Source organism: Cytobacillus pseudoceanisediminis (genome assembly GCF_023516215.1).
In the GTDB taxonomy this organism is placed as follows: Bacteria; Bacillota; Bacilli; order Bacillales; family Cytobacillaceae; genus Cytobacillus; species Cytobacillus pseudoceanisediminis.
On record NZ_CP097349.1, the window covers coordinates 3,698,236 to 3,713,075 of the forward strand.

A 14,840-nucleotide genomic window follows, 5' to 3' on the forward strand; every position below is an offset into this window, starting at 1 on the left:
TTATTCGCTTAATAGAAGCGATTCAATTTCTTTCAAACCCTTTTGACGCTCAATCGGATCCCAGAACCCCCATGTAGTGGAAAGAGTATGTACCTTGTCATTTTGAACAGCCTTCAGGCTTTTCCAAACTTCACCCTGAGTCACTGAATCGTAAAATTCACCGCTGTTAAAGAAAGTAAGGTCAATAATATTGTCAGGATTATATTTTGCTAGCCCTTCAATTGAAATATTCTCGCCAAAATCCTCTGGAAGGTTCTCAGCAGGTGTTAATTTCAAATCATCAAATAATAATGAGTTGGTTGCATGGTTTGTCAGTCCAAAAACACGAATATCTTTTTTATTGATTGCCACTGCCATGAAAGTTTCTTCTCCTGTTTTCTCACGGACACGTGTTCCGATATCCTCTGCTTTCTTCTCCAGGTCTTCAATGACTTTCTTTCCTTCATCAAGCTTGCCTACAGCTTCTGCAACTTTCAGGTGATCTTCCTTCCAGTCACCGCCCACTTCAACAACAACTGTTGGGATAGTTTCAGAAAGCTGATCATAGAGCGGCTTATAGCGATCACTGATGATAAGAAGATCCGGATCAAGCTTCACGATTTCTTCTGAATTCATTTCATCAGCATAAGGGAGCGCCTTAACACCTTCAAGCTCCTTCGTTAAATGCGGCGGGAACTCATTATCATATGCCATTACCGCATAGGGCTTTACCCCTACTGATACAAGTGATCCTTCCCAGGAAACATGTGAAAGCAAAACTACTTTTTTCGGTTCTGCGGGCACTTCTGCTTTTCCTAAAAGATGTTCAACCGTTCTGGTTTCCTCTGTCTTTTCTTTCTCTTTCTTTTCAGATGCTTCTGTAGAGGCCTCTTCACCTTTACCGCATCCTGTTAAAATTATTAAAAATAACATGAAAACAATGCTCCATGGAGCACAAAACTTCTTCATGGATGATTCCTCCTAAGCAATAATGAAATTCATTCTCAATGATAATCATTATCACAGCGGCTTAACATGGACTTTTGCAACTTCTTGCATGGACAAAACATACAAAACCTGCAATCCACTAAAAATAGGGTCCAGCGGAAAAAACAGCTGGACCCTTGTTCGCATTAATTAAGCCTTAAGTTTTGCTTTCAGCAAATCGTCCAGAAACGCCTCCAGCATTTTCTTTCTCCCAAGCGGTCCCCAAGGATCCCACTCATGGCTGTCAGGATAATATACCTCACCTGTTTGGACAGCACGGATCTTATTCCATTCGGGAGAATGCGCAGTTCTCCAAACATCTCTTTCATGGCTCCATAAGATGAGTAGCTTATCGGGATTAAGATCAGCCACATCCTTCAGGCCAGCAGTCCGGTATCCTTCAAAATGCAAATCAGGATGAGGCTCGAAACCCAAATTCTGAAAGAACAGATTGAGCAGAGCATGCCCGCCCTGTCCATAAAGACGGATTTCCTCCGGGCGGATCCAAATGACTGCCCATCTGCCTTTTTTCGTTATTGGACATAGCTTATCTCTTACTTTACATTCAAGGCAGCGGATGTCTTTTTCTATGCATTCTGCCCGGCTTGTACATCCTATCATAGAAGCGATTTCGTAAAGATACTGCCGCCAATCCGGCTGCAGCTGAATATGATGGACCTTCTCCTGCTGTGAAAGAAGTACATTTTGGAGCTGATAATTATGCAGAGGCGTCTTTATGATTCGATCAGGCTGTGTTATGAGAATAGCCTCTGGCTGAAAGGGCTTTTCTGCATTAAGGAGCATGGTGCCCTCCAATTCTTTTTGAAGATAGCTCGGCACTCCATTGCTGGCAGGATAAACAGTTGGATAGGATGGCGCTGCAACAGGCTGTACACCCAGCGAAAGGAGATGGTCCTGCAAAAAGAGCTGACTGACTACCGCAATTCTTTCCTTAGCCCTTTTCATAAATACAGATGGCGGCAAGCCTGCTTTCATTTTAAAAAGACGGCTGAAATAAAACTCATCCTGCATACCGATTTGCTGCGCCACTTCTTTTGCCGTAATCCCTTTCTTCTGCAGCATAAGCTGTTTGGCTGCTCTCATTCTTTCTCCATTCAGGAATTCCTTCGGTGCCATCCCGGTTCGTTTTCGAAAGGCCCTGGTAAACGATACTGGGCTCATGTTTGCTTTAGATGCCAGCTCTGCCACCGTAACCGGCTGGGACAGATTATTTCTGATCAGGTCCACTGCCTCTTCAATCCCGTCTACTTCTGTCCTGTCTGTCAGAATTGACATCATATTCCACAGCTGGGACTGAAATCGGCACTCAGCCGATATCGATTTATCTTTGTTCCATTTCCTCAGCTCTTCCCACAAGGGCACCATCTTTGATGGCTCCTGATTAGCCAGTATCCCGGAAAGAAACCTGGAAAACACATCTTTATCCTTTGACCAGGTGAGTATATAAACCGTTAACAGGTCTGCAGATGCGGAAGTAATTATGCCGGTTTCCGAGAAAAAGCAGCTCTTCCCCGCCTCTATCTTCAGCTGGCGATTGCGAGTTTCGATTGTGCCTTTCCCTGCTGAAATATATATAAGTGTAAAATCATTGCTATTTTCATTGATGGTTTTCGACAATCCCCCTCTCAAGCTTGAAACTGCAATTTTATACGGTTCAAATTGTTTGCCGCTCAGCATATACAAAAAATACTCCCTTCTTTTTCCTTAAATAAGAATTGACAAAAGCTGTGAAAGGATAGTAGATTAATTACGATTATTTAGAACGATAACGATTATCATTTTCACTTAAAATTTACATAGAAAAGGACTGAATGTAATGGCCAGAACCGCAGCTGACATAACAGAGCACAGGCAGCCTGTACACCAAAAATCTATAAAATGGGGCCTGGCAGGAATTGTGCTGGTGCTTATCGGGCTGCTTGCATCGATTGGGCTGGGTGCAATCTGGATTCCCCCTTCCGTGGTGTGGGAGTCATTTGTCTCCTTTCAGGGAGGCCAAATTGAACATCAGCTTATCAGAGAAGTCAGGCTTCCCCGGGCATTGACCGGGGCACTTATTGGGGCAGCTCTTGCTGTAGCCGGCACCATTATGCAGGGAATTACACGCAACCCGCTGGCAGATCCCTCCATAATCGGCATTACACATGGAGCGGGCCTGGCCATCGCAATTGCACTTGCATTTCTTTCCGGCGGTTCATACTGGGTTCTGCTCATCTGGTCATTTGCAGGTTCCGCTGCTGGAGCCTTGCTTGTATTATCTTTCTCCATGCTGTCAAAAGAGCGGATATCACCTGTCACTTTGACACTGGCAGGAGCAGCATTAAGCACTTTGTTCAGCGCTCTTTCAACCGGCATCGCCCTTTATTTTCAGACTGCACAGGACCTGAGCTTCTGGTTTGCCGGAGGTCTTTCAGGAACACAATGGCGCCATGTGTATATTTTGCTTCCCGCCGTATTTTTAGGCTTGCTCCTGTCCCTTTGGATCAGCCGCTCCCTGACAATCCTGGCATTGGGAGAAGAAGTGGCTGCAGGGCTTGGTCAATCTCAGCAGAAAGTCCGCTGGATCGGGCTTGCAGCGGTTATATTATTATCTGGAGCGGCCGTTTCCATTGCTGGAGCTATAGGCTTTATCGGACTGGTGGTTCCCCATATGGTCAGGCTTTTGATTGGGTCTGACTACCGCTGGCTTATCCCGCTTAGTGCCATTGCAGGTGCACTGCTTCTAATAGCAGCAGATATCGGGGCACGGATGATCAACCCGCCGTTTGAGACTCCTGTCAGTGCTGTTACTGCACTAATCGGTGTTCCATTTTTCTTATATTTGTCCAGAAGGAAAAGGGGGTATATGTAATGGATTGGAAACAGGCTTTACTCCAATCGCGGGGCTGGATGGCAGCCTTTATATTCCTTATCCTGGTTACTTTTGTACTAAGTCTCTCGACTGGTGTGATGCCAGTAGGAATGAATGAAATTTTGGCTGTTCTTTCAGGCAGCGGCACTCCGAAACAGGAGCTCGTACTGCTTCATTTAAGATTGCCAAGAATGATCATTGCCCTTCTAATAGGAGCAGGCCTGGCTCTTTCCGGCAGCATCCTTCAGGGGCTATCCCGGAATTCACTGGCTGATCCCGGCATTCTCGGCATTAATGCCGGGGCCGGATTAGCAGTTGTTCTCTCAATCTACCTGTTCGGGCAATCGGGAGGAAGCCTTCTAGCAAAACCGTTCTTCCTTCCCGTATTTGCTTTCGCCGGAGCACTCGCCATAGCAGCTCTGATCTATCGATTTTCGTGGAAAGGCGGAATAGACCCGGAACGGCTTCTCCTCGTTGGCCTTGGATTTAATGCACTATGTGGTGCCTTGCTGCTGATCCTGCAGCTGAAAATGGATCCAAAGGATTTTCAGCAGGCAGCCATTTGGCTGACTGGCAGCATCTGGGGTATTCAGTGGCCATATGTGTGGGCACTCCTTCCCTGGATTCTTGTTCTGATGCCAGTCGCCTTTATAAAAGCAAGAACAATGAATATCCTTCAATTCAAACAGGAAGTTCCTGTTGCACTCGGCTTAAGAGTCGAATCCGAACGCCGGCTTCTTCTCTGTCTTTCAGCCGCTCTTGCCGGAGCATGTGTAGCAGCTGGCGGCGGAATTGCTTTCATTGGACTCCTGGCGCCACATCTGGCACGCCGCCTTTGCGGCCCCAACTATTTCAGCAACTTGCCTTTAGCTGCACTAATAGGCGCGGCACTTGTTCTCATTGCAGATATGATAGGAAAAAATCTCCTTGCACCTGCAGATATTCCGGTTGGGATCGTCATCTCCGTAATCGGAGCTCCCTATCTGATTTTCATGCTTCTCACCCGGAAAGGCACGGGACTGAAAGCTTAATAGATAACAATCACATAAAAAATGCCCATTCAAAAATCCCTTTATGAATGGGCATTGCACTTTATTTAATTTCAGCTGGCTCACGGTACTGCTTCTGGCCCAATGAATGATAGACATCCTGACGGCTATCAATAATATATTCTGGCTTCGGCTTGCCGCGGTTTGCCTTGTGCCCGGCAATATGGACATCACTTGTTTCCCACGCCTTCCAGGCTCCTTCCGATTCCCAGCGAATCATAATAGCCACTTCTTCGTCCCCGCTGCGCTGCTTCTTCTTTAAAACATTCAAATCAATGAAGCCCGGCTGCTCTTCGATTATTCCTTCCCCTGCAAAGCGCTCGACTAGCTTATTTGAATGGCCTTCTTTCACAGTAATCGTTTTTAATTGAATAAACATATCTGTTCCTCCCCTGCTTCTTTTCTGTTATTATAATTGATAACGATTTTCATTTTCAACTATTTTAAAAAATAGATTCATTATTTCCTTGGTTTATAGTATCTTTAGATTATCGAACTAATCAGAAAACGGGGCCTGAGTATGTGGAAAAATAAAAATGTTTGGATTTTATTAACCGGGGAGTTTATAGCAGGGCTGGGCTTGTGGCTCGGTATAATAGGGAATCTGGAATTTATGCAGGAAAAGGTTCCCTCAGATTTTCTAAAGTCGCTTATTTTGGCTGGCGGATTGCTGGCAGGGATTGCTGTTGGACCCTGGGCAGGAAGAATAACTGACCAAATCAGCAAGAAGACAGTCATGCTGGCATCTGGCTTCGCCCGGGCATTGAGCGTTGTTTTTATGTTAATTGCCATACAAACCGGGTCAGTCTGGTGGATGGTTATTTTTCTGGTATTCCTGCAAATCTCGGCAGCCTTCTATTTTCCAGCTCTGCAGGCTGCCATTCCTCTGGTTGTGGAAGATAAGGACCTGCTGCAGCTGAATGGAGTCCATATGAATGTGTCCACACTTTCCAGAATATTAGGTACTGCTTTAGCTGGCGTTTTGTTAGTTATCTTGCCATTATCAATGCTTTACATCGCTTCGCTTGTCGCTTATCTGATTCTCTTTATAATCACCTTTTTTATGGATTTTGAAGAATCCTTCTCAAAGGAAAGCAGGGGAAGAAACTCAAGCAGTGGCAGCGGAGGCTTCAAGGAAGTATTCCCGATTATTCAAGGTCTGCCCATTGTGTTTATGACATTGATCCTAACCTTGGTTCCGCTTCTGTTCCTTGGCGGATTTAACTTAATGGTCATTAATATCAGTGAGCTTCAGGAAAGCTCATCCATTAAAGGCTTGATCTATACGGCAGAAGGACTCGGCTTCATGCTTGGCGCATTCATTGTCAAACAAATCAGCCAAAAACGTTCGCCTTATGCGATCCTGTTTTTCTTCTCATTCATCATCGGACTATCCCAGCTGCTTCTGTACTTTGCAGATGTGCCTGTTCTATCCATACTGGCTTTTTTTATTTTTGGGTTTGCCGTCGGCTGTTTCTTCCCTACTGCCGCTACCATTTTCCAAACAAGAGTGCCAAAGGAATTTCACGGAAGATTCTTCTCCTTCCGAAACATGCTTGACCGTGTAACTTTTCAGATTGTCCTGCTCCTGACTGGATTCCTTCTGGACGCAGTCGGCCTTCAGATAATGGTCGTGATCTTTGGAATACTGTCGCTGATTATGACGGCAGCATTCTTTGCTAAATTCAGGCAGCTTAGGACAGAAGCTCAAGTAAAAGAAAAGATCAGTACGTAAGAAAAGCGGAAGCGCCTTGCCCACGAAGGAACGCAGACTAAGAACGCCACGTCCTGTGGCAACGTCTGCATGACCCCCATCCTGGGGGCCTCAAGCACAAGACGAGCCTCACGGAAAGGCGTTCTTTGCCTTTTGGGAGGCTTGTCCGAAATGTGGAGGCGACTGCCCAGGGACGACAAGCATAATACGAGCCCTTCCAGAAGGTGTTCTTCCCTTCTGGAAGGGCTTGACTAGTCTTTCGTCCCTAGGAGCCGCAACTAGACAGGCTTGTGACCTCGAGAGGGTAGGCGCTGGAACTAGAAAGTTGTCAGACTTCAGATTGTATAAATCTTACCTTAAAAAACCGGTCCACATCGTGTGGGCCGGTTTTTCACTGCTAGTTCGCCTTAATTCCAGGCGTTTTTTCAATTTATGTGCGGATAGAATTTTTCTGTGCGCATAACCAAGTTTTATGTGCGAATAAAAAAATTTATGTGCGTTTAGTTTTTATCCTAGTGGACCAGCTGCTTCACCAATTCCCGATTCCGTTTTTTAAAAACATCATTATGAGATGAAACCATCGCAGCTGCGGCAGCATCCGGTTCAATGTACTGCTTCGCTTTGTTTACTGCATTGGCAGCATCCTGGAATGCCCCGGCAATTAAGTGAAGTTTGCCGTCATGCTTTAGGATATCCCCTGCAGCATATAGCCCTTCAACCGATGTTTCGCTGTTTGCATTGCCTGCAATATAGAAATCTTCGAGCATTTCAATATTCAGATTGCTATTTTTTAAGAGTTCCGTATCCTGTTCATAGCCATGATTAATTACTACTTCATCAATCTGCAGATAAGAAACTTCGCCAGTTTCATTATTGGTCAATTCCACCTGTTCAATTTCCTCGTGATTTCCGCCGGCAATTAATTTTGTGATGGACGTATGGTTAATGCAGATAACCGAACTATTCATCAGCTGTGAAACCTGAGCTTCATGGCCAGTCAAAGCATCTCTCCTGCAAGTGATGTATACCTGCTTGGCAACGGGCTCCAATTCATTTGCCCAGTCTACTGCAGAATTTCCTCCGCCTGAAACAATTACAGTCTTATCTTTAAAGTGTTTAAGGGATTTGACTGTATAATTCAGATTGGAAACTTCAAAACGCTCTGCCCCTTCTATCTTCAGTTTCTGCGGCTTTAAAATTCCGCTGCCAACAGCCACAATGACGGTTTTCGTATAGTGCTCTTCTCCAGAAGAACCTTTTAAAACAAATAAACCATCTTCATTTTTGGCAATGGATTCTACCTTTTCATTGAGAACAACCGTTGGATTAAACGTTAGCCCCTGCTCCACCAGCTGTTCAATCAGTTTTGCCCCAGGAGTCGGAGTCAGGCCGCCCACATCCCAGATCATTTTCTCCGGATATACATGTATTTTACCGCCAAGCATCGGCTGAAACTCGATCAGCTTTGTTTTCATTTTCCTTAATCCGCTGTAGAAAGTGGAATAAAGACCAGCAGGTCCGCCTCCAATGACCGTCACATCAAACACTTCAGCATTTTTCATTTACCGTTCACTCCTATAACCAATTACTATTGATTATCATTCTCACTTCAACTATACGACCTTTCTTCTCCTTTGACAATGAAATTTTTTCTGAATACTTTTCCTTTAAATACTATTGACATAAAAATCAGATAGACTTATAGTAAAAAAGAACCGATACTGATAATCATTATCACTAAAATATATTCTCAACTAAACGGAGGTTACATAATGGTCCGCCTATATACAGATGGCTTGAACATTGGATATAGTGAACGCTTGATTGTGAAAGACCTTAGTGTCCAGATTCCCGATAAGAAGATCACGACTATAATCGGCCCGAATGGCTGCGGAAAATCAACCCTTTTAAAAGCGATTACACGAATCATTTCTCATCAATCAGGCACTGTCATTTTGGACGGCGAGAACATTTCAAAGGAAAATACAAAGATCCTTGCCAAGAAAATGGCAATTTTGCCGCAAACACCTGAAAGTGCAAGCGGTTTAACAGTTGGCGAACTGGTCTCATACGGTCGCTTTCCTTATCAGAAAGGATTTGGCAGATTAACGAAAAAGGACTATGAAGTCATTGATTGGGCTCTTGACGTTACTGGGATCAAGGATTTCAAATTTCGTCCGGTTGACGCCCTTTCCGGCGGCCAGCGTCAAAGGGTCTGGATTGCAATGGCTCTGGCACAGGAAACAGACATCATTTTCCTTGATGAACCGACCACTTACTTGGATATGGCCCATCAGCTTGAAGTTCTCGAGCTTCTCCAAAAGCTGAACCAGGAGCAGGAACGCACCATTGTAATGGTCCTTCATGATTTAAACCAGGCAGCCCGTTTTGCTGACCATATCGTTGCATTAAAAGATGGTGAAATTGTTAAATCAGGAAGCTATGAGGAAGTCATTACACAGGATGTCTTAAGGAAAGTGTTCAATATTGATGCAGTCATCGGGCGCGATCCCCGCACAAACAAGCCAATGTGTATTACTTATAATTTACTAAAAGGAGAAAATCAACATGAAGAAACTATTGATCCCGTTTACGATCTTGCTGCTTCTGCTTATTAGCGCCTGCGGCAATACAGAGCAAGGAGAATCAAAAGAAGGAGAACCAAAAGAAGATAAGAAATCAGGCACCTTTACTTATGAATCTGAAACCGGGCCGGTTGAAGTCCCGGCTGATCCTAAGAGAGTTGTTCTCCTTTCCGGTTTACAGGAAATGTAATGCAATTAGGCGTAAATATCGTCGGTGTGGACACATGGTCCAAGAATAATCCTCGTTTTGAAGAAGAATTGAAAGATGCTGAAGAAGTATCTGAAGATAACCTGGAAAAAATAATTGAATTAGAACCAGACTTGATCATTGCATTATCTACTGTAAAAAACTACGATAAACTTAAGGAAATTGCACCAACTGTAACTTATACATGGGGTAAATTAGATTATCTGTCACAGCATGAAGAAATCGGCAAGCTTCTTAATAAAGAAGAAGAAGCAAAGAAATGGGTGGCAGACTTTAAACAGCGTGCTGAAACAGCTGGTGAAGACATCCGTGCAAAAATTGGAGAAGATGCAACCGTTTCTGTATTTGAAATCTTTGATAAACAGCTTTATGTGTTTGGCGATAACTGGGCACGCGGAACTGAAATCCTCTATCAGGCAATGGACTTAAAAATGCCTGAAAAGGTTAAGGAAATGGCTCTTAAAGATGGTTATTACGCTATTTCAACAGAAGTGCTTCCAGAATATTCCGGAGATTACATTATTCTGAGCAAATACTCTGATGCTGACCATTCTTTCCAGGAAACTGATACGTACAAAAACATCCCTGCTGTAAAAAATAACCGCGTCTTTGAAATGGAAGGCAATGGTGCTTCCTTCAGTGATCCTATCACACTTGATGCACAGCTGGAGTTCTTTAAAGAATCATTTTTAGGAAAGTAATACTGCAGGAGGGATTCTTATTTTGGGAATTCCTCTTTCCTATTTAGAAAAGCGGAAGCGCCTTATCTACGAAAAGAATCAATTCTGTTATTATAAGAACAGCGAAAAGTTCCCGCATGTCAGCTGGAACTAGACAGTTTTCGAAGTTTAAGGCAGTTCTGATCCCATAAAGAAAGATGAGAGTACAATGACAAAAGATGCTCAACCCTTTATTCCATTTATCTATAAACTCGCCGCAGGCTTTGTTATCTTTGCCGGCATGTTTGTGGCTGCATGTGTGTTTGGAGCTGCGGATGTAACGGTCAAAGATGTTTGGCTGGCGCTTACTTCCAATGCTTCTGGAGAAAAAATTTCGATTATTCGTGAAATCCGTCTTCCTCGTGAAATTGCTGCAGTCTTCGTTGGAGCTGCGCTTAGCATTTCCGGTGCCATTATGCAGGGAATGACAAGAAACCCTCTTGCTGATCCAGGCTTGCTCGGATTAACGGCTGGAGCAAATGCCGCACTTGCATTAACTCTTGTGGTCATTCCTTCAGCAAATTACATAGGGATTCTCTTCGCCTGTTTTATCGGTGCAGCGGTTGGAGCTTCGCTGGTTTTCGGCATTGGCGCCATGAAAAAAGGAGGTTTTTCTCCTATTCGGATCGTATTGGCCGGAGCCGCGGTGTCCGCCTTCCTTTTCGCAATAGCCGAAGGAGTCGGCATTTATTTTAAAATTTCAAAAGATGTCAGCATGTGGACTGCAGGCGGAATCATCGGCACATCCTGGAGCCAGCTGCAAGTGATTGTCCCGGTTATTTCCATTGGCATTCTTGTTTCTCTTTTTCTGTCCAAGCAGCTGACTATCTTAAGCTTAAATGAGGAAGTGGCAGTAGGTCTGGGGCAAAATACAACTCAGATTAAGACCATCCTTTTCATCTTAGTGACCCTGCTTGCTGGCGCATCAGTGGCACTGGTAGGCAATATGGCTTTTATCGGGCTGATGGTGCCTCATATTGTCCGTGCTATTGTAGGTACAGACTACCGTTTTATTCTTCCCATGTCTGCCCTGACAGGAGCTTCTTTTATGCTTCTGGCCGATACATTAGGGAGAACCATCAACGCTCCTTACGAAACACCGGCAGCTGCTATTATCGCCGTTATGGGGCTTCCTTTCTTCCTGTTTATTGTTCATAAAGGAGGTAAGGCGTTCTCATGATTCAGCCAGAGTTAGTAAAAAAACAGCGAATTTTAATGGCCGTGTTATCAGCACTCATTATTGTTACCATTGTGATTGGAATGGGATTAGGCTATGCCTCCCTTTCATATGACCGATTGCTCCCGACTATTATGGGACAGGGCACATTTAAAGAAGAATTTGTGTTATTTTCCATTCGGCTGCCGCGGGTATTTATCACTGTCTTGGCCGGCATGGCACTCGCATTATCCGGTGCCATTTTACAAGGGATTACACGCAATGACCTGGCAGATCCAGGCATCATTGGCATAAACTCCGGTGCCGGAGTTGCTATAGCGGTTTTCTTTCTGTTCTTTCCGATTGAAGCTGGCACTTTCATATACATGCTGCCTTTATGCGCATTTTTCGGCGCTTTACTTACTGCAATCCTTATCTATGCTTTTTCCTATAAAAAAAGCGAGGGGCTTCAGCCTGTAAAGATGGTGCTGGTCGGGGTCGGATTTTCCATGGCGCTTTCCGGTGTCATGATTGTCCTGATTTCTTCAGCGGAAAGAGAGAAAGTCGATTTTATAGCTAAATGGCTATCAGGGAATATCTGGGGAACGGATTGGCCGTTCATTTGGGCACTCCTCCCCTGGCTTCTTCTGCTGATTCCATTTACTTTATATAAAGCAAATCGCTTGAATCTATTAAGCTTAAGCGAGCCTGTCGCCATCGGGATAGGGGTATCCATTGAAAGAGAACGGATCGTCCTTCTGCTTACAGCCGTTGCATTGGCCGCTTCAGCTGTGTCGGTAACCGGCGGAATTGCTTTTATCGGCTTAATTGCACCGCACATGGCTAAAGCGCTTGTTGGACCGCGGAATCAGCTTTTCATTCCGATTGCTATCCTTTTAGGAGGATGGCTTCTCTTATTCGCCGATACGCTTGGCCGGAACCTGGTTGATCCTGACGGCCTGCCAGCCGGCATTATGGTTGCACTGATCGGTGCTCCTTATTTCATGTATTTACTGCTAAAAAAATAGCCGATTAAAAAGACGTGTTCGCACGTCTTTTTATCTTTTGAAATGTATATTAATATATTAATTTCTTAAAAACATGTTTCTTCCTGCTTTTTTCAGGGCAATAGATACAGTGTATATTTGGAAATCTATAGCATAGGAGGAATTTAGATGTTTTTTCATGTAAAAGAATTGCAATTTGAAGCTAAGCCGGAACGTCCGGATCCCGTTTTTGCCAAAAAGCTTCAGGAATTGATTGGCGGCCAATATGGTGAAATGACGGTTGCCATGCAGTACATGTTTCAGGGTTGGGCAACTCGTGGGAATGAAAAATATCGCGACCTTCTGCTGGATATTGGGACTGAAGAAATTGGACATGTGGAAATGCTCGCAACAATGGTTGCCAGACTAATGGACGACGCCCCTGTTAATCAGCAGCAAGAAGCAGCAAAGGACCCAGTGGTTGGAGCGATTATGGGCGGAATGAATCCGCAGCATGCCATTGTCTCCGGACTTGGTGCACGTCCGACTGACAGTGTAGGGAACCCTTGGATGGGTACCTATATTACAGCCAGCGGAAACCTATTAGCAGACTTTCGTTCAAACTTGAATGCAGAGTCACAGGGCCGGCTGCAGGCTGCACGTCTCTATGAAATGACTGATGATAAGGGCATTAAAGAGCTGCTTTCAGTTCTGATTGCCAGAGATGCCTACCACCAAAACCAATGGGCTGCTGCGATTGCGGAGCTTGAAGAAAAAGAAGGCCTGCTCGTCCCTAGCACCTTCCCTCGTGAGAAAGAACGCACAGATATCTCTTACACTCTCTACAACCTATCAGCAGGCGAAGAAAGCAGCACAGGCAGATGGGCACAGGGCCCTGCTCTGGATGGCCAGGGAGAATACAAATATGTAGGCAATCCAAAGCCTGAAGGGGACAAGCCTATGCTCAAGCCTGCACCTCCAAACCTTCATAACACATTACCGATGGATTAATAATAGAACTAACAAAACAGGCTGAAGCATCAGCTTGTTTTGTTAGTTCAATCAAACGTTTGATTGAATTGGACATCGCTTTCCTCTTTAATATCCATCCTCTCCATTGACTTCCTTCAGATTTTTTATATGATAAAACCATCCCACCCTTTTGAGATGACTGGAATAATGAATCTAAATTCTATTTTCATTACATTCACTATGAACATTAAGGTTACCCTCACTATAAAAGGGGAATGAAAATAAGTGATACACCGCCGGAAAGGATCTAGTTTGCATGATTTATTTTTTTACCGCCGCACTGATTATATTTATTAGTTACGCAGTTCTGCCCACTGTACTCATACGATCGCTGAATTGGGGAATTGTAAAAGAAATAACCGAACCCAATTCCATTGCTTTAACCTTTGATGATGGCCCGGATCCACAATATACAGCGAGGCTTCTGGATGTCTTAAAAAAGCATGAAGCAAAGGCAGCCTTTTTTGTTGTCGGGGAAAAAGCAGCCAAGCATCCGCTGCTGCTTAAAAGAATGCAGGCGGATGGTCATACAATTGGCATCCATCATTATAGGCATGTCTCAAGCTGGATCCTTTCACCGGGATCTTTAAAAAAACAGCTGGAGCAAACAAAACAAGTTATTGAAGAAACGATTAATGAAGAAGTCTATTTTTATCGTCCGCCATGGGGACACTTCAATTTATTTACCCTCTGGATGGCAAGAAAGTATAAGATTATTATGTGGTCGGGCATTTTTAAGGATTGGAAGATCCAGCATATCAGGAACACCCTTTCAAAGTCGCTGGCAAAAGAAACCGTGCCTGGCCGGATTTTTCTTCTCCACGACAGCGGTGAAACTCTTGGCGCAGACTCCAATGCACCTGAATATATGATCGGCCATCTGGACCAGTATTTGCAGCAGTCAGCACTAAAAGGGATCCATTTTGTTTCTTTAAAAGAAGGATATCAGGGGCATCGCACATGAGTACTGAAACAATTATTGAATTTATTTCGTCCTACGGGTATTGGATTATCTTTTTATTTTTATTTTTCGGGATTGTCGGCATTCCTGCTCCGGAAGAATCGCTATTATTCCTGATTGGCGTGTTAATTGGAAATCATCAACTAAGCTTTGCCGAATCCGCTGTCTGTGCAGAAGCAGGTGTGCTGCTTGGGATGCTTTCAGCGTATTGGATCGGTAAAAAAGCAGGTACGCCCTTTCTCAAAAAATATGGCAGATATATTGGGATCACGGAACAGAGATGGAATACCGCCCAGAAAAAGTACATGGAGAATCATCGATTCATGATCTTTGCTGGTTTTTATATGCCGGGAATACGTCAGATAAGCCCTTACTTTGCCGGCATTTCAAAAGTTCCTTTTCATCAGTACCTTCTATATTCTGCTGCAGGCTCCCTTAGCTGGGTGCTCCCTATAATTGCCGCGGGATACTTTGCAGGAAGCCTATTTGATATAAATCCTGAATATGTTCCATATCTCGGGGTTTTATTATTAGTTATATTCGCAATCTACATGCTCTTTAAGTATGCAAAAAATAAATCCAAGTGACAGAG

At 44.2% G+C, this 14,840-nt stretch carries 13 protein-coding genes and 1 pseudogene; 10 read left to right on the forward strand and 4 right to left on the reverse strand.

Annotated features, from left to right (window positions below):
• Both M5V91_RS20050 and M5V91_RS20055 read right to left on the reverse strand, forming a co-directional pair.
• A complete protein-coding gene (locus M5V91_RS20050) occupies positions 1-948 on the reverse strand; it encodes an ABC transporter substrate-binding protein (RefSeq protein WP_251175344.1) in 948 nt (315 codons plus the stop codon).
• A gap of 168 nt (positions 949-1,116) precedes the next feature.
• Positions 1,117-2,664 (reverse strand): helix-turn-helix domain-containing protein, encoded by a 1,548-nt coding sequence (locus M5V91_RS20055; RefSeq protein WP_251175345.1) that lies wholly within the window; start codon positions 2,662-2,664, stop codon positions 1,117-1,119.
• A 139-nt stretch (positions 2,665-2,803) separates the two neighbouring features.
• On the opposite strand from M5V91_RS20055, the gene M5V91_RS20060 reads away from it, so the two are divergent.
• Positions 2,804-3,838, forward strand: coding sequence for a FecCD family ABC transporter permease (locus M5V91_RS20060; RefSeq protein WP_009335888.1), 1,035 nt, complete (start codon positions 2,804-2,806; stop codon positions 3,836-3,838).
• Entirely contained in the window at positions 3,838-4,869 is a 1,032-nt protein-coding gene (locus tag M5V91_RS20065) for a FecCD family ABC transporter permease (RefSeq protein WP_009335889.1), read from the forward strand. Before M5V91_RS20060 ends, M5V91_RS20065 begins: the two co-directional genes overlap by 1 nt.
• Before the next feature lie 61 nt (positions 4,870-4,930).
• Here the strand turns inward: M5V91_RS20065 and M5V91_RS20070 are convergent, their stop codons facing one another.
• The gene (locus tag M5V91_RS20070) at positions 4,931-5,266 is read right to left on the reverse strand and encodes an antibiotic biosynthesis monooxygenase family protein (RefSeq protein ID WP_009335890.1); all 336 of its coding nucleotides are present in this window, start codon (positions 5,264-5,266) and stop codon (positions 4,931-4,933) included.
• Between the two features lie 141 nt (positions 5,267-5,407).
• On the opposite strand from M5V91_RS20070, the gene M5V91_RS20075 reads away from it, so the two are divergent.
• Entirely contained in the window at positions 5,408-6,622 is a 1,215-nt protein-coding gene (locus tag M5V91_RS20075) for an MFS transporter (protein ID WP_009335891.1), read from the forward strand.
• A 491-nt stretch (positions 6,623-7,113) separates the two neighbouring features.
• Here the strand turns inward: M5V91_RS20075 and M5V91_RS20080 are convergent, their stop codons facing one another.
• Positions 7,114-8,163, reverse strand: coding sequence for an NAD(P)/FAD-dependent oxidoreductase (locus M5V91_RS20080; RefSeq protein WP_009335892.1), 1,050 nt, complete (start codon positions 8,161-8,163; stop codon positions 7,114-7,116).
• A gap of 210 nt (positions 8,164-8,373) precedes the next feature.
• Between M5V91_RS20080 and M5V91_RS20085 the strand changes: the two genes are divergently transcribed.
• From M5V91_RS20085 to M5V91_RS20115, 7 genes and pseudogenes are all read left to right on the forward strand, one after another.
• Positions 8,374-9,219, forward strand: a complete 846-nt coding sequence (locus tag M5V91_RS20085) for an ABC transporter ATP-binding protein (RefSeq protein ID WP_009335893.1) — start codon at positions 8,374-8,376, stop codon at positions 9,217-9,219.
• Positions 9,170-10,095: pseudogene (locus M5V91_RS20090) on the forward strand (iron-hydroxamate ABC transporter substrate-binding protein). The gene M5V91_RS20085 and the pseudogene M5V91_RS20090 overlap by 50 nt, the downstream one beginning before the upstream one ends.
• A gap of 187 nt (positions 10,096-10,282) precedes the next feature.
• Positions 10,283-11,293, forward strand: a complete 1,011-nt coding sequence (locus M5V91_RS20095; protein WP_009335895.1) for a FecCD family ABC transporter permease — start codon at positions 10,283-10,285, stop codon at positions 11,291-11,293.
• Complete coding sequence (locus tag M5V91_RS20100) at positions 11,290-12,297, forward strand: FecCD family ABC transporter permease (protein WP_009335896.1); 1,008 nt, start codon at positions 11,290-11,292, stop codon at positions 12,295-12,297. Before M5V91_RS20095 ends, M5V91_RS20100 begins: the two co-directional genes overlap by 4 nt.
• Before the next feature lie 147 nt (positions 12,298-12,444).
• Positions 12,445-13,266, forward strand: coding sequence for a manganese catalase (locus tag M5V91_RS20105; RefSeq protein ID WP_009335897.1), 822 nt, complete (start codon positions 12,445-12,447; stop codon positions 13,264-13,266).
• A gap of 277 nt (positions 13,267-13,543) precedes the next feature.
• Complete coding sequence (locus M5V91_RS20110) at positions 13,544-14,251, forward strand: polysaccharide deacetylase family protein (RefSeq protein WP_009335898.1); 708 nt, start codon at positions 13,544-13,546, stop codon at positions 14,249-14,251.
• Positions 14,248-14,835, forward strand: coding sequence for a DedA family protein (locus tag M5V91_RS20115; RefSeq protein ID WP_192908073.1), 588 nt, complete (start codon positions 14,248-14,250; stop codon positions 14,833-14,835). The genes M5V91_RS20110 and M5V91_RS20115 overlap by 4 nt, the downstream gene beginning before the upstream one ends.
• Positions 14,836-14,840 lie beyond the last annotated feature (5 nt).